The following is a 17822-nucleotide window of genomic DNA, read 5'->3' as shown; positions in this document are numbered from 1 at the left end:
ATCACTAAGCGAAACCGTGGGGTTAGTCTGGGGACCATTTTCAGCGATATCAAGCGAAAAATGCGTGGCTGGTTACAGTACTATGGTATCGGACGTATGAAGAGCTTTCTTAAAGCCTTAGATGCCTGGTTGCGCACGAGGATTCGACAATATATTTGGAAATCATGGAAGAAGATTAAAACGAAGTTTAAGAATCTTAGAAAGTTAGGGGAATCAGTGTCAGAAGCGCGAATATTCTCTAATACCCGCAAGGGTTATTGGTATACCGCGCACACTGGCGTGTTGAAATATACCCTGACAAATGAAAAACTGGAACGCCTTGGACTTTTGAACTTGTCCAAGGCATTCCAGTATATTCAAGAACGCTCAAATTATTGAACCGCCGTATACGGAACCGTACGTACGGTGGTGTGAGAGGTCGGCCTGTCAGGGCCTCCTACTCGATTGGTAAGGTCATTATTTTTTGTTGGTGATCTGGGCTTTTTGCCGTTGAATATTAATATCTTTATCGCTATATTTGCGGAAATAAATAATGGTCATCACTGCTAGGAAAATTACGCCGATGATGATGGAGATTCGGGTTTCCGGATTAATGAACATGAAAATCAACGTAAACAATAAAAAGGCCAAGGTCACATAATTAGAGATAGGAGATAGGGGCATTTTAAAGGGATGCTGGGCCATTTTAGCCTGGTGGACTTTGCGGAAGCGAATTTGGCTGACCAAAATCACAAACCAAGGGACCATCCCCGGCAAGACACTGGAACTATAGACCATCACGAAGATGTTGCTGGCCTTGGGATAAATAACGGGCAGCAGGGCATTTAAAATCACCCCAATGGAGATACCCACAGAAGTCGCCACCACCGAATAAAAAGGCACACCATGGCGATTTAATAACAAGAACTTCCGGGGCAACTGGTGCTCATTGGCCAAGGTGTAAGACATGCGGCTGGCACTGTAAATCCCTGAGTTAGAGCCCGACAATGCCGCCGTGATGACCACGAAGTTGACAATAGATGCCGCGGCGGTAATGCCGATTTTGGCAAAAGTCTGTACAAAAGGTGAGCCAATTTGGGACAACTTGTCCCAAGGATAGATGCTGACGATGACAAAAATTGCACCGATGTAAAAAATCAAAATTCGACCCACCGTGGAACGAATTGCTTCTACTAAAGTTTCCCGGGGATTTTCAGCTTCCCCGGCGGTGATACCAATCAATTCAATCCCTTGATAAGAGGCTAACACAATGGCTAAGGAGAATACAAAGCCCTTAAAACCCCCGGTGAAAAAGCCTCCGTGGGCCCATAAGTTGGAGATACCAATGGGTTTACCCCCATTGCCCAGGCCAAAGATAATCAAGCCTAGCCCGGCGATGATCATTAACACAATGGTCACCACTTTGATCAAGGCAAACCAAAATTCCAATTCCCCAAACATTTTTACTGAAATTAAATTGGCAATACATAAGGTGGTGATGGCCACTAAGCCAGGGATCCAGCCGGGTAAATTGGGCCACCAAAATTGCATATACCCGCCGATGGCAATCATTTCACTCATCCCGACAATGATGAACTGAAACACATTGCTCCAAGCTGTTAAGAAACCAAACACGGGATGGATATACTCCGTGGCGAATTTGGCAAAAGATCCAGTATCCGGATCCACATAAAGCATTTCGCCTAAGGCCCGCATGATTAAATATAAAAACATGCCGGCAATGGCGTAAGAAATTAAAACCGATGGCCCGGTCCATTTAATGGTGGACCCCGATCCCATAAATAGGCCGACGCCAATGGTGCCACCCAGGGCGATCATGCGCATTTGCCGCGCACTTAATCTTCTTTGCATGATGTCTTCCTTCCAAATAAATAACAATAGTTGATAATTTCAAAGTCTCATGTTTCATTTGAGTGTGATGAAACATACCTTAATATGTTACCTTAGATTAGTCTTGTTATCAAATACAGCATTCATTAACAAGTTAAATGTAAGATACCAATATTACATATTGTCATTTATTATTACAGGGATGTTTCAATATTAGAATAGTAATTTCAGACCATAGCGTCATGTGGTAAAATGAATAAACCAACTAATTAAAACCTATCTAGAATGAAGGGAGCTGAAGTATTGAGTTATTTAGCATTAAAAAATATTCATAAATCGTATTTTTTAAACAAAACCGAATTTAAAGTTTTAAAGGGCATCAACCTGGACTTTGACAAGGGCGAGTTCGTATCCATCTTGGGCGAGTCCGGAGGTGGGAAGTCCACGCTATTAAATATCATTGGCGGCTTGGACCATAAGTATAACGGGGAAGTCATATTACAGGGTAAGTCGTTAAAACATAGTTCCGAGAAACAATTAGACCGCTTTCGGTCGCAAACCGTGGGCTTTATTTTCCAAAGTTTCAACTTGATCAGTCATTTGACTAATTTGGAAAATGTCATGGTCCCGCTAGAAATGACCAATTTATCCCGTAAAGCTCGGGAAGAACGGGCCGAAAAATTGCTGGACCAAGTTGGTTTGGCTGAACACATACATAAGCATCCCAATCAATTATCCGGGGGCCAAAAGCAGCGGGTGGCCATTGCCCGGGCCTTGGCTGCCGATCCGGATATCATCATCGCCGATGAACCCACCGGTGCGTTAGATAGTCAAAATACCGAAGAAGTTTTGAAAATATTAGAAGATATCGCCCAAGACGATAAGTTAGTGATTTGTGTCACTCACTCCGAAGAAGTCGCCAGCCACGGGACCCGCATCGTGCGCTTAGTGGACGGCCAGATTGCCCAGGAAAAAACTTTGAAACCGCCCTATGAGTGTCCCCAAAAAAAGAAACCTTTTAAACCCGGCCACTTAAGTTTCAGGGGTGCGGTGGTCATGGCCCTACAACATATGCGCTATAATTTAAAGCGTAATTTACTGATCATTTTTGGGGTTTCCATTGGGATATTTTCGGTGATCACCATGTTGAGTTTAGGTAAGGGCGTGCAAGGTTATATTGGGGGTCAAATCGGCTCCCAAGTCAATCCTAACACGATTCAAATCAACAAAACCGTCGATACTTCTGACGGCACCACCCCTGGTCCCACGGCCTATGACTTACACGAAGCCGACCTGGCTAAGTTTAAGAAAATCAAAAATGTCACGCAAGTGGAAAAGGGTTATTTTGCCAGTAGTGGTGCCCAAGTGGTTTATGGCAAGAAGAACGCCACAATTCAATTGTTCCAAACCATGAACAAGACCCAAAAGGCCAAGGACATTAAAACCGGCCACACCCCGGGGACCAATGAAGTATTATTGACCAAAGCCACGGCCAAGGTGTTGAACAAGGCCAACTATAAAGCAGTGGTGGGCAAAGATGTCACTTTATATGTCAACACGGTAGATGCCCAAAGTCAGCCGGTGCGACTGCAGCAAAAGGTCAAAGTTTCGGGCATCATCAGTTCTGGTTCCGATGCCACTTCCTATGGTACTCTTGAAAAAATGTTTCAAGCTCAGCAGTTAAAATTGCGACCTAATTTTGTGGCGTTGACGGTGAACAAGACCCAAAATGTCAAAGCTGTCCAAAATAAAGTTAAGAGTTTTACAAAAAAGGTCCATGGCAAAACTAAAAAAGCCTATAGCATCATTGGGGTCGGGGCCGTGTTAGATACCATGAACACTTATATTTCCTTGGCATCCTATGTGTTGGCGGCCATTGCTGGGATTTCCCTGTTAGTTTCCGCCATCATGATCATTGTGGTGTTGTATATCAGTGTTGCCGAACGGACCAAGGAAATCGGTATTTTACGGGCCATTGGGGCCAGAAAGAAAGATGTCCGCCATTTATTCACCTCTGAAGCCTTTTTCTTAGGGCTTTTCGGTAGTATCGTGGGGGCCGCTTTCTCGGGGATTATCGCCTATATCGTCAATCCGATTGCCTTGAAACATATCCACATGGCCATTCTCCAAGTAACACCGGGATATGTGATTTTTGGCCTAGTGGTCAGTGTGGTGATCAGCTTAGGCGCAGCCTTGGCCCCATCTCGCAAGGCCGCTAGAATTGATCCAATTGAATCCTTATCCGCCGATTAACGGCGCAACCAGCGATTTTTAAATATTGAACAATGCGCATCAACTGGCTAACCTTGGCAAGCTCTAAGTCCAAGATTGACCAGTTTTTTCGTGGCTAAGGGCCGTGTTGGCGCTTGGGATTATTTTTGAAGACACCAGTTGCAACTGGTGTCCCGGATATAAATGGCTAATTTCCGACCATAGCCCCATGTGGTACAATGAATAATCTAGTTTAATAGATAGTATTGTGTAAAAGGGAGTTGATATATTGAGTTATTTAGAATTAAAAGATATTCATAAATCGTATTATCTAAATAAAAATGAATTTAAAGTTTTAAAGGGCATCAGTCTGAATTTTGATAAGGGTGAGTTCGTTTCCATATTAGGTGAATCAGGGGGTGGGAAGTCTACCCTGCTGAATATTATCGGGGGTTTGGACCATAAGTATGACGGTGATGTTATCTTGCAGGGAAAGTCTTTAAAGGATAGCTCTGAAAAACAATTGGATCAGTTTCGGTCCCAGACCGTGGGCTTTATTTTCCAAAGTTTCAATCTGATTAGTCATTTAACCAACTTGGAAAATGTCATGGTCCCTTTGGAAATGACTAACTTATCCCGGAAAGCCCGGGAAAAGCGGGCCAAAGAATTGCTGGGGCAAGTTGGGCTATCTGAACACATACATAAACACCCCAATCAATTATCCGGCGGTCAAAAACAACGGGTGGCCATTGCCCGGGCCTTGGCCGCTGATCCAGACATTATCATCGCCGATGAACCCACGGGGGCTTTAGACAGTCAAAATACTGAAGAAGTCTTGAAGATCCTAGAAGACATTGCCCAAGATGATAAGTTAGTGATTTGTGTCACCCACTCGGAGGAAGTGGCCAGTCATGGGACCCGGATTGTGCGGCTGGTGGACGGTAAAGTCGCTAAAGAAGAGACTTTAAGTGCCCCCTATGAGCGACCTGAGAAAACCAAACCCTTTAAACCCGGTCACTTAAGTTTCGGCAGTGCCGTGACCATGGCCTTGCAACATATGCGCTACAATCTAAAGCGGAACTTGCTCATTATCTTTGGCGTGGCCATTGGGATTTTCTCGGTGATCACCATGCTAGGCTTGGGCAAGGGCGTGCAGGGGTATATTAATGATCAAATTGGTTCTGAAATCAATCCCAACACGATTCAAGTTGCCAAGTACGTGGATACTGACAGTGGGGAGACCCCGGGGCCCACGGCGTACGATTTAAAGGGGTCAGATATCACTAGATTTAAGAACATCAAAAATGTGACCCAGGTAGAAAAGGGCTACTTCGCCAATGGCGTCCAAGCGGTTTATGGTAAGAAGAACGCCACGATTTCCTTGTTGCAGACCATGAATAAAACGCAAAAGACCAGCGATATTAAAACCGGCCATGCCCCAGGCGCCAATGAAGTTCTCTTGACCAAGAGCACGGCTAAGATTTTGAACAAGGCCAACTATAAGGCGGTTGTGGGTAAAACCGTCACCGTCTTCATCACCACGGTGAACAGTCAGAATCAACCGGTGCGCCTACAGCAGGATTTGAAAGTTTCCGGGATTATCAGTACCGGTTACGATGCCATGAGCTATGACACCATGGCTAAAATTTATCAGACCCAGAAGTTGACCTTGCATCCGAACTTTGCGGCCGTGACTGTTAACGACACCACTAATGTCAAGACAGTGCAAAATAAGATCAAAGCTTATGACACCAAGGCCAAGGGCAAAACCACGAAGGCCTATACCATTACCGGGGCCGGGGCTATCTTAGATACCTTGAACACTTATATCTCCTTGGCGTCTTATGTCTTAGCAGCAATTGCCGGCATTTCCCTATTGGTATCGGCCATTATGATTATTGTGGTGCTGTATATCAGCGTTTCCGAACGAACCAAAGAAATCGGTATTTTACGGGCCATTGGGGCCAGGAAGAAAGATGTCCGCCACCTATTTACCTCTGAAGCCTTCTTCTTAGGCCTGTTTGGGAGTATTTTTGGTGCAGTATTAGCCGGCATTTTGGCTTATTTTGTGAATCCAATTGCGGTGCAACATATTCACAGTACCATCCTGCAAATCACACCGGGTTATGTGATTTTTGGGGTGATCGTCAGTGTGCTGATCAGCTTATTAGCAGCCTTAGCACCTTCACGCAAAGCCGCCAGAATTGATCCGATTGAATCCTTATCCGCTGATTAAAACGGTATATGCAAAAAAGCTGGCATGTAAATGTCAGCTTTTTTGCATGGCAGCATGATATTAGGATTTCGTAAAATGCGTTAAGTCGATTTTGGCCAGTTGCTTCCGGCGCAGGAAAGAGGCTCCTATTAAGAAGGTGACCAGTGAGATGGCCAGATTAACGATGGTAGACCCGGAAGTTGCCGCCCCTTGGGTAATCGTCCCGGTTGCTAACGTTGTACCCGCATCCCAGATGCCATGGAAGAGCATTGGTAAAATAATGGTGCCAGACCGCAAGTACAAGGTTGCTAAGAATAGCCTTAGGGCTGTTGCAGAAAACATTTGCCAAATGAGTTGCTTATTAGTTTTTTTTCATCAAAATCCCTCCGACTGAATTTAAGCATAGCTACATCATAGAGTAATTCAGCCAAAAGGTCACTTAATGCTGCTTGTCTTAACATCACGGGCGTTTTTTATCGCGGCTAGGGTGATAATGTGGCCAGAATAGGGAGATTTAAGCCTAACAAGCCTGCAAAAAAGTGGCGAAAGTGTAAAGCCTGTCAAATAAGCCAGAAGTTCTTTATAATTAAGGTATACGGATAAGGACCAAAATTGAAAGGTGGGCTTTGCGATGCGTATTGGTATTGTGGGGGCTGGACCCCGGGGATTATTGACCCTGGAGCGTCTGGTTGCCTGGTCTAAGCAAGAAAAGACAACATTAACCATTGATCTGTTTGATCTCAACGGCATTGGTGGGGTCGTTTGGCAACCCAATCAACCCTACGAGCTAATTATGAATACTGCCAGCGACATGATCTCCCTATTTGAAGATGACTCCGTGACCCCAATGCGGGGGCCGCTGACTGCAGGGCCCAATCTTTATACCTGGGCCAAGGGGCCGGCTGAACCTTTTATTACCGCCCATAATCAAATGCTAGAGCACCATGATGCTTTTTTAAAAGAGATTCAAAGAATTGCTCCCAATGACTACACCACTCGGGCCTTGTATGGGGTTTACTTGGCTTGGTACTATGAGCAAATCATTAGTCAGCTCCCAGACACCATCACTGTCACTTTCCATGAACATAATATGGTGATCATGGATCCTAGGGCCGATGGGACTTTTCATGGGGAGACTTTGTATGACAGTTTTGACTTTGACGGGGTATTTATTGCCACCGGTTATAGTGAAAACCGCTACAGCAACAGTGAAGCGGCCCTGGCTGATTATGCCAGTGATCATGACCTCACTTATATTCCCCCAAGAAACCCGGCCAACGCCAATCTCAGTGCTATTTTACCTGGTACCACGGTGATTGCCCGGGGGTTAGGGTTGAGTTTCTTTGATTACGTGACCATGCTCACCAGTGGTCGCGGGGGCACCTTCAGCCAAAACCCGGATTTGACTTTGACCTATCATCCTTCTGGCCTGGAACCTAAAATTGTGGGGATGTCCCGGCGGGGCTGGCCATATCATGCCAAGGGTCGTAATGAAAAGGGCTATGGCGAACAAGACGATCCCCGGTTTTTAACAGCGGATTTCTTTAAACGTTTCGACCGCAAACATTCGCTGCCCTTCAGTGAATTCTGGGATAAATTACAGTTAGAAATCAATTATGTTTACTACAGTTTATGGTTCCAGCAAAATCAGCCTGATCAATGGTCTGCTTTTGAGCAGTCGTTATTGAATCTCAGTAATGTGACCACGCTCCCTGAATTATTGACCAAGTATGGGGTGCCCAAAGCACAGCGCTTAGATCTAGAAAGCTTGACCCAACCCACGCTGAATTTAACAGACGATCAATTAAAGAACTTCTCTATTGCCGTCGCCAGTTACTTGCGCCAAGACGCCGCGGCAGCTGAATTAGGCACCAAAACCGGGCCGCTGACCAGTGCCCTAGAAGTTATTCGGGACCTGCGGACACAAATTCGCCGGATTATTGAAGGGGAATTATTCACGGATGAGGACTATATCAATAAGTTTACCCGGCAATATAATGGCGTTAATAACTTCTTGTCCATTGGCCCGCCATTGCGTCGTATTCGGGAACTAGCTGCCTTAACGGAAGCTGGCATTGTCAGCTTCCCAGGCCCGGACGCCACGTTATCCACGGCCAATGGGAAGTTTCGCCTAGATAGTGCTGTGGTCCATGGGCGGTTTTGGTTGGGGGAGACGCTATTGGAAAGCCGCTTGCCCCAAACCACGGCCCATGAAGCAGTGAATCCGCTATTGAGCACCATGTTAGCCAATGAGACGATCCATATCTATGAATTGCAAGAAGCTGATGGTACTTGGGTCAGCACCGGCGCCGTTGCCGTGGATCGCCACACCAATCAAGTGCTGGATGAGACTAATCAGCCCATCTTAAATCTCTTTGTTTGGGGTGTACCTACAGAAAGTCTACACTGGCTTACTACCGCTTCACCGCGGCCCGGAACTAATGATTTCTTCTTAATAGAAGGGGATCGTATTGTGGCGACGTTCTTCGACAATCTAAAAAAATAATCTAAAAGCAGTGTGATCCGTTTTGAGGAATCACACTGCTTTTAGATTATCTGCAAATATTTAGTAATTACCGTGGTTCGTCAGCGTCCTTTGGTTTATTTTGAGCATCCCATTCCGCCTTAGTCATTAAATCTTTGACGGTCATTTTGACAGCATTGACCTTCACGTCCGTCATGCTGCCCACAGCGGCTTTAATTTTAGTCACGGCTTCGTTGAAAATCTGCGGGGCGTTTTTCCCGTATTCTAAAGTGGCATCCATGTCTACGTCCACGGTCTTGTTATCCGCATCTAAGTCGACTTTGATGCCTTTAGTCGGATCATCATCATTTGAGAAGCGATCCGTGAGGTTTTCAAAGACATTGCCGTGAACCATCAAGACCCCGGGAATACCCATTAAAGTTTTGCCGACGATTTTAGCAATTACATTTTCATCATAGTTCAATTCGTTATTAGTGTCTGTTGTTTGTTTAGTCATCGTTGCAGTTGTCATGGTCTCATCCTTTCGTCAAACCTTAAGAAACGCGATCTTTGTCGTCTTCGTTATTTTGCTTAGCCCATTCTCGCTTGGTCATCACATCGCTGACATTGAGATTTAACTCCACCAACTCTAAGCCCGTCATGGCTTTTAGGGCGTGATGGATTTTATCACAAAGTTCATCGAAGATCTTGCGAGCGTCTGAGCCATATTCTAAAGTCGTTTCAATATCTAAGGCCACTTGTTTTTCCCCAACTTCAGCATCAATACCTTTAGTGGGGTCAACGTTGCTGCGGAAACGGTCGGCAATGTCACTTAAAAAGCTGCCATTCATTGATAAGATACCATCCACTTCAGCGGCCACGGTGCCGGCAATTTTTTTGATAACATTGTCATCAAAGGTTAATTTCCGGGTCATTTCCCGGGTTACAGTTGGTAAAGTTTGATCCATCACTAGATCAGCTCCTTTCTGTACGGTTCAGCAGTTGATTCAGCCAGCCTTTGATCAAGCTGACATCGATCAATTGGGTGACAACCAGCCCAATCAGGGCACAAAAGCCAATGAGTAAAAATTTCCAAAAGCCTAAGGTCACCAATATGAGGCCAATTAAAGCGCCAATAATTAATCCTAGGGTAGCTCGTGACATAATGGGGATCACTCCTTTAAATAACGCGGGCAGCTGGCCGGCCTTCAGTGGCGGCTTGGAGATTTACCGTCACTTTTTTCACCGGGACACCCAGGCTATGCTGCAATTGGGTCACCACATCTTGCTTGATGGCTTGGCTGATACCCACTAAATTATCCGAGTGAAATAACACAGCGTCTACTGTCGCCACGGCCGCTTTTTGGCGTTTCACCAAGCGCACCGCCACGTCCACATTTTGGACAGGATAGTTTTCAGCCACTGTATGGCGGATCGTTTTAGCCACTGCCCCTTGGTCAATATTCAGTTGGCCCTTATTAGAATCAAAGGATAACTGTCGGGTGGTTTGCCGGCGGAATAGGGCAATCAGCAACAGGGTCAAGAAAACCAAGGCACTGAACGCTGCCAGCCCTAAGCCCACATTTTGGTAAATGATATTTTGCCGCCAAGGGGCTAACCAAGCTCTTAATGTGGGGATGGGATAAACTAGTCCGGCAAACCAAACCACTTGTAATAAGCCGAAAAGGGCGACTAAACTGAGTAAAATTTTTGACGTTTTACGCATCGCTTCACCCCGCTAAGCCCTTCTTTTAGTAGTAGCACCCAAAATCAAGGACACAACCAATACTAAGATAATGGCCCCGATAATGGCCGGGATGAGGGCCATCCCAGCCAGACTCGGACCCCAAGTTCCCAGGAGTCTTTGGCCCAGCCAAGCGCCAATTAAACCAGCGAGAATATTGCCGATCCAGCCAAAGGGCATGCCCCGACTGGTAATTGCCCCGGCAATCACGCCGATAAGTGCACCAATGATTAAAACCCATATTAGATGGAACATAACGACCACTCCTTTATATTTTTTAGGTACATTCTAAGCATAAAGGAATGGGGCGATGCAGCGCTAATGAAAACGAATTCACATCAATTCAATTCAAGTTAAGCCTTGTCATAACAGCGTTAAAAAGCCTAAAAAAAATTAGGCTAGTTAGAGAAAATAGAATAACGCTTGTATTTTAATCCCTTGAAAAAAATAATAAAAAAATAGATATCTCTTGAAAATAAAAATGCTATATCCCTTGGCCGACAACGGATAGCTATTTTGAAAGTTGGCTGGTAATCGGTTTATTTTGCAACATTAATTTTTACATTTAAAAAATTTGAACTAGAATGGAAGTAGCAGACTTATCGCATGCCAATTTTTCCATCTAGGGGGTTATTCAATTTATGACAGAAGCAAAAATTGAATTTGATACCAAACGGCGTATTTTTCATCTGAGCAATGCGAACATTTCGTACTTAATGCAAGTGGATGCTGGAGACGTGCTGGGCCATTTGTATTATGGCAAGGCCATTCACAAGTATCATGACGCCCGGCAGACACCCCATTATTATCGGGCTTTTTCACCCAATTTACCTGGAGATCCCGGCAAAGTGGATCGGGGTTTTTCCAAAGACGTCTTGAATCAAGAATATTCTGGCAACCAAACCGGTGATTTCAGAACGCCAGCGATTGTCATCAGAGCTATCAATGGGGCCGAAGCCACGGATTTCCGTTATCAATCTTATGAAATCATGGCGGGCAAACCCCACTTAGCTGGTCTGCCCCAAACCTATGTTGAAAATCCCAAGGAAGCTAAGACCTTAGTGATCACGCTACGGGATCAAACCCTAGAGGCCGACTTGCAGCTGAATTACACGATTTATGCCGATCGGCCGGTGATCACCCGCAGTGCGAAGCTCATCAATCATGGCAAAGACGCTTTTAGAATTGAAAAAATGGTCAGCTGCCAACTAGATTTTCCAGAACTTGATCTACAGGCGATTTCCTTACCTGGGGCCCATTTGCGGGAGCGGCAAATTCAGCGGCAAAATATTCCCCAAGGCATCACAGAATTTGCCAGTCGTCGGGGCACGAGCTCGCATCATATGAACCCATTCATGGCCTTGGTCAGACCAGAAACCACAGAAACCAGTGGGGAGGCCACGGGAATCCAGCTGGTTTATTCCGGCAACCACCAATTTACCCTGGAAAAAGATTATGTCAGTCAAATGCACGTGCAGGCGGGCATCAATCATGATGATTTTGAATGGCAATTAAAACCAGGCGCTAGTTTTCAAACCCCTGAAGCCATCTTAGTTTATTCGCAAAAAGGGCTCAATGGCATGTCCAACGTGTTCCATCATCTATTGCGGGAACGCGTGGCTAGAGGCAAGTTCCAATTTGCCAAACGGCCAGTGGTCATCAATAACTGGGAAGCCACTTATTTTGACTTTAACGCCGAAAAGATCATGAAGATCGTGGACAAGGCTGCCCAACTTGGGGTGGAATTATTCGTGCTCGATGATGGCTGGTTTGGCAAGCGGGATGATGATTACCGCTCTTTGGGCGATTGGTATGAGTACACCCAAAAGCTGCAACAGTCTAAGGGCTTGAGCGGCTTAGCCAAACAGGTCCACGCCAAAGGGATGAAGTTTGGCCTGTGGTTTGAACCGGAAATGATTTCCGTGGACTCGGATTTATACCGGGCCCATCCCGACTATGCCTTACGGGTCCCTCATCGGGCCATGTCCCCATCTAGAGATCAGTTCGTCTTGGACTTTTCCCGGCCAGAAGTCGTCGACAACATTTTCCACCAAATGTGTCATGTCTTAGATAGTGAAACCATTGATTACGTTAAGTGGGACATGAACCGGCATTTAACGGAAGTCTACTCCAACGGCCTGCCCGCCGATCGCCAAGGGGAAGTAGCCCATCGGTATATGCTGGGAGTTTACGACTTGGCCGAACGGCTCACCCAACGCTATCCTAATATTTTATTTGAGGGTTGTTCTGGCGGTGGCGGTCGTTTTGACGCAGGGATGTTATATTATTTTCCTCAGTCTTGGACTTCGGACAATACGGATCCGGTGGAACGCCTGCGGATTCAATATGGCACCAGCTTGGCCTATCCCATTTCCAGTTTAACCGCCCATGTGGCAGCATCGCCTAATCATCAAAATGGGCGCATGACCAGCTTGGATATGCGGGGGGCCGTGGCTTTTTCCGGGGTGTTTGGTTATGAGTTAGATCCCAACAAACTCACTGATAAAGAACAAGCCACCATTGCCCGGCAGATTAAGTTTTATAAAGCCCACCGGCAATTGATCCAATATGGCAATTTCTATCGGTTAAAGAGCCCCTTTACCGGCAATGAACCGGCCTGGGAATTTGTCAGTCCCGACCAAAGCGAAGTGCTGTTGTTTAATTTCAAAGTCTTAGCTTCCGCACAGCCTACCTTTAGCCTCACCAAGCTCACCAACTTAGATCCTAATGGGACCTACCAAGATCAAGCTGGCCGGCAATATGGCGGGGATGAATTGATGAACCTGGGGTTATACAATTTGCCTCAAATGCTGGGAGAATATAACAGTGTTCCCATTCAGCGGGGCGATTTCACGGCAGATATCAAGTACTTTACCAAAATAAATTAAATGAGGTGTTTTTTGTGAAACCAACTAATTTGAAACCAGTTAAATCCAAAGTGCCCGCCGTACCCATGGGCAGTATTCATTTTTACGATGATATTTTAAAGTATTTCAATAACAAACCAGCCAAACAGCAAATTAAAAAAGGCTTTAAAACCATCACTTTTGTCACCACTGGCATTATTGCCTATGATGGTGGCCAAACTACGATGCTGCACTTGGGTAGTTTGTTAAATGAATTGGGTTATAAAGTCTATTACTTAAGCTATGTACCCCAAAGTCGGGCCAGCATGGTGAAGAATGCCGAGTTCAACTATCCGGGCTATCGGGGGACCTGTGTGGACGTGTCCCAATTGGACAAACATAAATCTGACCTGTGGGTAGCCACCTTGTGGGAATCTGCTTATATTATTAAAAATAAACCGGGCTATAAATTATACTTTGTTCAAGATTATGAACCTTATTTTTATGCCTTTGGCGATCGCTATCAATTGGCCAAACGCACCTATGAACTAGGCCTGCATATGATTTCCCTGGGGCCTTGGTGTGCCAAAATGATCAAAGAAAACTCCAATTACAGCAGTCCCATTGATGAAATCAATTTCCCCGTGGATTTGACGGATTATCCCTTTGAAAAACGGGGGTTCAAGAAATATGAGAATAAGAAGACCGTGAAATTAGCAGTTTACACCAAATGGGACAGTCCTAGACGGGCCCCCATCAATATTCAATTGATTTTGCAAAATACGCAAAAACTGCTAAAGAAAAAAGGCATTGAATTGAAGATCACCTACTTTGGTACTGGTAAGAGCAAGATCTTTATCAATGGTAAAAATGCTGGCAAGTTGACCAAGCCAGAAATGGTGGACTTGTATCACAAGTCTGATTTTGGCATTGCCCCATCTATGACCAATTTTTCTCTAGTGCCTTTTGAAATGATGAGTGCGGGGTTACCCTTCATCGATTTTGAAGAAGGGACGGGAGCTTACTTCCTAGAACCCAACACTTACTTAAGCACAAAGATGAATGAATACAACTTGACGCAAACCATCGCCCAAGCATTGCAACAACCTAAACAATTAAAAAGGATGGTCAACGCCGCAGCGGACCATCTACAAAATGTCACTTGGAAAAAGACCATCACCGATTTCATGGGCATCTTAAACGGGTTGGAACCCATCGACTAGTTAAGCTGGTTTGGCTAGTTTTACCGCCAATACTTGCACTTGATAGCTGCCATTGGGCGCCTGAACCGTGACCACATCCCCCACGGTTTTATGCAACAGGGCTTTACCCAGGGGGGAAGCCAGGGAAATTTTGCCCTGGTCCAAATCAGCTTCGGGCTTGCCCACCATTTCGTAGGTCACCTGGTCGCCATCGTCTAAGAAGGCCAAGGTCATCTGCTGGCCCAAATCGATAATGCCATTATCCACCGGCGTGACGATATCGGCATAGCGTAACTGCTTACCTAGATAACGCAAGCGGCTTTCTAAATGACGCAGGTCCCGCTTAGCCGCACTATATTCGGCATTTTCGGATAAATCCCCCAGGGCCCGGGCTTCTTGCAAGGCCTTGATCAGCGCTGGCCGGGTCTTTTTCAAGGCTTCAATATCTTGTTCGATCTGGTGGTAGCCGGTAGGGGTAATTTTATTAAAATAAGGTTGCAAGGCGGACACCGTCCTTCAAATAAGGTGAGTTAACGCCTTTATTATACGCAAAAAAATTCGTTCTGAAAATCCCGGGATTTTTAGGCGAATTTTTTTGGCGTTTTAGGGCAGTTGTTGGTTAGCACCGGGGCAGCTTAACCGATATTATTATTATCAATAACTATGATTGGCTATTGAAATTTTCACTATTTCGTGATATATTTCACTTAGGTATATTTTCCTTGAAACAAACGGGAGTCACCTGTCTCAATAATTGTAAGCGCTATCAACTTGAAATTGTTTTTCAACGCAGTTTTGACTATGAAAGGAATGAGGCATAACTATGGCTACGACGATTGCAGTGATCGGGATTATTGTAGAAGACATGAGTTCCACACCAAAATTAAATGCGATTTTACATGAACATCGCACCAAAATCGTAGGCCGCATGGGCTTACCTTATCGCCAGCGGGGTGTCCACGTTATCAGTATCGTGATCGATGCCCCTACTGAAGAAATCAGCGCTTTGACCGACCGGGTCAGTGAATTGCCTGGGGTTCACGCCAAGACCGCTTATTCAAATGTGGTGACGGATGGATGACCACGGCTCCGCATGCTTTGGCCAGCACTGATAACACCGGGGTCTCCTGGCGTTGGAAGTTAATTCTGGCCATATTGCCCTTAGCGGCGGCCATTTTTTCTTTATGTGTGGGCCGGTATGCCATGGCACCTCAAGATATTTGGCATGCCCTCACAGATAAGTTCACAGGATCAGTGACAGTTGCCCCACAAATTTCCACCGTTCTATGGCAGATGCGTCTGCCCCGAATTTTATTGGCTTTGATTGCCGGTGCTGGCTTATCGGCTTCCGGCTGTGCCTTTCAAAGCCTATTTTCTAATCCTTTAGCCACACCAGATACGCTGGGTGTGGCTTCTGGTGCTTCTTTTGGGGCCGCCTTAGCCCTGTTAATGGGCTTTAAAATGTTAGGGGTCCAGACCGTTTCCCTCTTATTTGGGCTCATCGCCCTGGCTTTGACGGCTTTAGCCGGCACCGGCAAGCGGCAGCGGAATATGAACAGCGTGGTGTTAGCCGGTATCATGATCGGTTCCTTGTTCACCGCCTTAGTGTCCTTGGTGAAGTTTTCGGCGGATACTGAAAGTCAATTGCCCGCCATCACCTATTGGCTCATGGGCAGTCTGGATGCCGCCAGCTATGACTCATTATTATTAGGGGCGCCGCCGATTTTAGCCGGCATCACCGTCTTGATTTTATTGCGCTGGCGCTTAAACTTATTGCCCTTAAGCGACGAAGAAGCCCGCACCACTGGCGTGAATATCAAAGCTATTCGGGTGGTCACCATCTTATGCGCCACCTTGATTACTGGCTCCGTGATCTCCATGTGTGGCCAAGTGGGCTGGGTCGGGTTACTCATTCCCCACATGTGTCGGATGAAATTTGGCAATAACCATGTGGCCTTACTACCAGCGTCCGTATTAGCCGGCGGGGCTTTCTTGATTGTGGTGGATACTGTGGCCCGGAGCTTCTCGGCGGCGGAATTCCCAATTTCGATTTTAACAGCTATTATTGGCGCCCCATTCTTTATCTACTTAATGCGGCGCACGGGAGGTTGGCAGTTATCAATGATTCTCGGCACTAAAGTACCGAGCTTGTCTCTCACCACCAAGTGGCGAGGGTATCTGGATAGATACCTTTAGACTTACGCCTAACGCTATGTGGTCTAACAGCCTTCCGGTCTCCCACATAGTTTGTGTGTGATAAGCACGCGCTGTGTTGGCGTTACTTACTGCTGGGTCTTACTTATCTAAGGGTCCCAACAGCCCGATGATTGACTTCACCGGCAATTGAACAGGTTTACCCGTTCGCACTTTTTTTCTTTTTGAGTTTAGGCCTTTTTATGCCAGCGACATACTGTATACCTAAGTATTGAATGTTCATAGAAGCGACGCGGTCATCATTAGACTGGTAGCCGCAGTTTGAACATTGGTAGGCATGCAGCTGGTGGTTGCGATTCGTTTTTTTGATCTCGCCACAGTGAGGACAGCGCTGACTGGTATAAGCTGCACTAACCGTGATGACTGCGGCACCTGCCTGGATAGCCTTGTATGTCAACATCTGTTCCAGCTGATAAAATGCCCAAGAGACTTTTTCATAGCGTTTATCTTTGACCGTTCTTTCTGTGGCAAAACGAACATTGACCAGATCTTCTAAAACAAACAATGTATTTGGTCCATACTTCGCAATAAGTGTCTTAGACAGCTGATGGTTAATGTCAGTCATCCAGCGGTTCTCTTTATTGCCCATTTGACGGATACGTCGTTTGGAATTTCTGGTATTGTGTCTTTGCAGACTTGCACGCAGTGCTTTGTAGTGCTGTCGTTTACGGTTGATGGCTTGACCATTGAAAAACGTTGTTTTTCCCTGATCATCATAGGTAGTAACTAATTGCCGGATCCCCCGGTCAAGCCCCACAACGTGTTGCATATCATTACGGGCCAATTCAGGAAACTCTTTATTAACTGCAATGTGCAAAAACCAATTGGTACCTGACTTGATCAGTTTTGCGCCGCCAAATTCCCAGGTGCCATCCAGATACTGTTCAAAGCCAGTTTTTAACACAAAGCGAGCCTTCACCCGGCCTTGAAGCGTATTGATAGACAACTTTTCACCGTTTGCGACGATAGACCAATCTCGATTACGGACTAAGTCAGCTTGCGGGCGTTGAAAATAGACCGGCTTCCAAAGCCAGTGCAGGTCTCTGGGAACTCTTAGATAAATTTCTTTACCTTTTTTATCTTTCTTACCGGTGGG

General features: G+C 45.8%; 17 protein-coding genes. 8 read left to right on the top strand and 9 right to left on the bottom strand.

The features are described from left to right. On the top strand, positions 1-378 hold a 378-nt coding region (locus FC83_RS07925), incomplete at its 5' end, for a group II intron maturase-specific domain-containing protein (protein ID WP_275472423.1). 78 nt (positions 379-456) lie between these two features. Here FC83_RS07925 and FC83_RS07920 read toward each other — a convergent pair. Beyond that, on the bottom strand, positions 457-1851 hold the full coding sequence (locus FC83_RS07920) for an amino acid permease (RefSeq protein WP_052005082.1): 1395 nt from the start codon (positions 1849-1851) through the stop codon (positions 457-459). A gap of 282 nt (positions 1852-2133) precedes the next feature. Between FC83_RS07920 and FC83_RS07915 the strand changes: the two genes are divergently transcribed. Next, the gene (locus FC83_RS07915) at positions 2134-4083 is read left to right on the top strand and encodes an ABC transporter ATP-binding protein/permease (protein ID WP_035455911.1); all 1950 of its coding nucleotides are present in this window, start codon (positions 2134-2136) and stop codon (positions 4081-4083) included. Positions 4084-4330: 247 nt separating this feature from the next. After that, positions 4331-6277, top strand: a complete 1947-nt coding sequence (locus tag FC83_RS07910; RefSeq protein ID WP_057002614.1) for an ABC transporter ATP-binding protein/permease — start codon at positions 4331-4333, stop codon at positions 6275-6277. Positions 6278-6337: 60 nt separating this feature from the next. On the opposite strand, the gene FC83_RS17055 is transcribed toward FC83_RS07910, so the two are convergent. After that, entirely contained in the window at positions 6338-6598 is a 261-nt protein-coding gene (locus FC83_RS17055) for a CPBP family glutamic-type intramembrane protease (RefSeq protein ID WP_152537811.1), read from the bottom strand. Positions 6599-6887: 289 nt separating this feature from the next. On the opposite strand from FC83_RS17055, the gene FC83_RS07900 reads away from it, so the two are divergent. After that, positions 6888-8762 (top strand): FAD/NAD(P)-binding protein, encoded by a 1875-nt coding sequence (locus tag FC83_RS07900; RefSeq protein ID WP_057002613.1) that lies wholly within the window; start codon positions 6888-6890, stop codon positions 8760-8762. A 67-nt stretch (positions 8763-8829) separates the two neighbouring features. On the opposite strand, the gene FC83_RS07895 is transcribed toward FC83_RS07900, so the two are convergent. The 5 genes from FC83_RS07895 to FC83_RS07875 are packed head-to-tail and all read right to left on the bottom strand — an operon-like array spanning position 8830 to position 10719. Next, positions 8830-9252 carry an Asp23/Gls24 family envelope stress response protein gene (locus tag FC83_RS07895; protein ID WP_052005086.1) on the bottom strand — a complete coding sequence of 141 codons (423 nt, stop codon included), beginning with the start codon at positions 9250-9252 and terminating at the stop codon, positions 8830-8832. Positions 9253-9274: 22 nt separating this feature from the next. Beyond that, positions 9275-9688 (bottom strand): Asp23/Gls24 family envelope stress response protein, encoded by a 414-nt coding sequence (locus FC83_RS07890; protein WP_035455918.1) that lies wholly within the window; start codon positions 9686-9688, stop codon positions 9275-9277. Positions 9689-9695: 7 nt separating this feature from the next. Next, positions 9696-9884 carry a DUF2273 domain-containing protein gene (locus FC83_RS07885; protein WP_057002612.1) on the bottom strand — a complete coding sequence of 63 codons (189 nt, stop codon included), beginning with the start codon at positions 9882-9884 and terminating at the stop codon, positions 9696-9698. 16 nt (positions 9885-9900) lie between these two features. Next, complete coding sequence (gene amaP, locus FC83_RS07880; protein ID WP_057002611.1) at positions 9901-10446, bottom strand: alkaline shock response membrane anchor protein AmaP; 546 nt, start codon at positions 10444-10446, stop codon at positions 9901-9903. Positions 10447-10458: 12 nt separating this feature from the next. After that, on the bottom strand, positions 10459-10719 hold the full coding sequence (locus FC83_RS07875; protein ID WP_035455921.1) for a GlsB/YeaQ/YmgE family stress response membrane protein: 261 nt from the start codon (positions 10717-10719) through the stop codon (positions 10459-10461). A 386-nt stretch (positions 10720-11105) separates the two neighbouring features. Here FC83_RS07875 and FC83_RS07870 point away from each other — a divergent pair, with 386 nt between their 5' ends. Both FC83_RS07870 and FC83_RS07865 read left to right on the top strand, forming a co-directional pair. Next, a complete protein-coding gene (locus tag FC83_RS07870; protein ID WP_057002610.1) occupies positions 11106-13352 on the top strand; it encodes an alpha-galactosidase in 2247 nt (748 codons plus the stop codon). Between the two features lie 29 nt (positions 13353-13381). Continuing rightward, complete coding sequence (locus tag FC83_RS07865; RefSeq protein WP_057002616.1) at positions 13382-14533, top strand: glycosyltransferase family protein; 1152 nt, start codon at positions 13382-13384, stop codon at positions 14531-14533. On the opposite strand, the gene greA is transcribed toward FC83_RS07865, so the two are convergent. Further along, positions 14534-15013: a transcription elongation factor GreA gene (gene greA, locus FC83_RS07860; RefSeq protein ID WP_035455924.1), complete on the bottom strand. Its 480-nt coding sequence runs from the start codon at positions 15011-15013 to the stop codon at positions 14534-14536. 322 nt (positions 15014-15335) lie between these two features. Between greA and FC83_RS07855 the strand changes: the two genes are divergently transcribed. Together FC83_RS07855 and FC83_RS07850 are read left to right on the top strand one after the other, a co-directional pair. After that, positions 15336-15593, top strand: coding sequence for a TM1266 family iron-only hydrogenase system putative regulator (locus tag FC83_RS07855; RefSeq protein ID WP_035455927.1), 258 nt, complete (start codon positions 15336-15338; stop codon positions 15591-15593). Further along, positions 15590-16708: a FecCD family ABC transporter permease gene (locus tag FC83_RS07850; protein WP_082622577.1), complete on the top strand. Its 1119-nt coding sequence runs from the start codon at positions 15590-15592 to the stop codon at positions 16706-16708. Before FC83_RS07855 ends, FC83_RS07850 begins: the two co-directional genes overlap by 4 nt. A 157-nt stretch (positions 16709-16865) precedes the next feature. Here the strand turns inward: FC83_RS07850 and FC83_RS07845 are convergent. Next, a partial coding sequence (locus FC83_RS07845) for a transposase (RefSeq protein WP_236700820.1) occupies positions 16866-17822 on the bottom strand: 957 nt, incomplete at its 5' end.

Origin of the sequence: Agrilactobacillus composti DSM 18527 = JCM 14202 (assembly GCF_001436375.1) — a bacterium.
GTDB lineage: Bacteria > Bacillota > Bacilli > Lactobacillales > Lactobacillaceae > Agrilactobacillus > Agrilactobacillus composti.
Note: the sequence above shows the minus strand (reverse complement) of the source record. Positions and strands in the feature narration are given on the sequence as shown.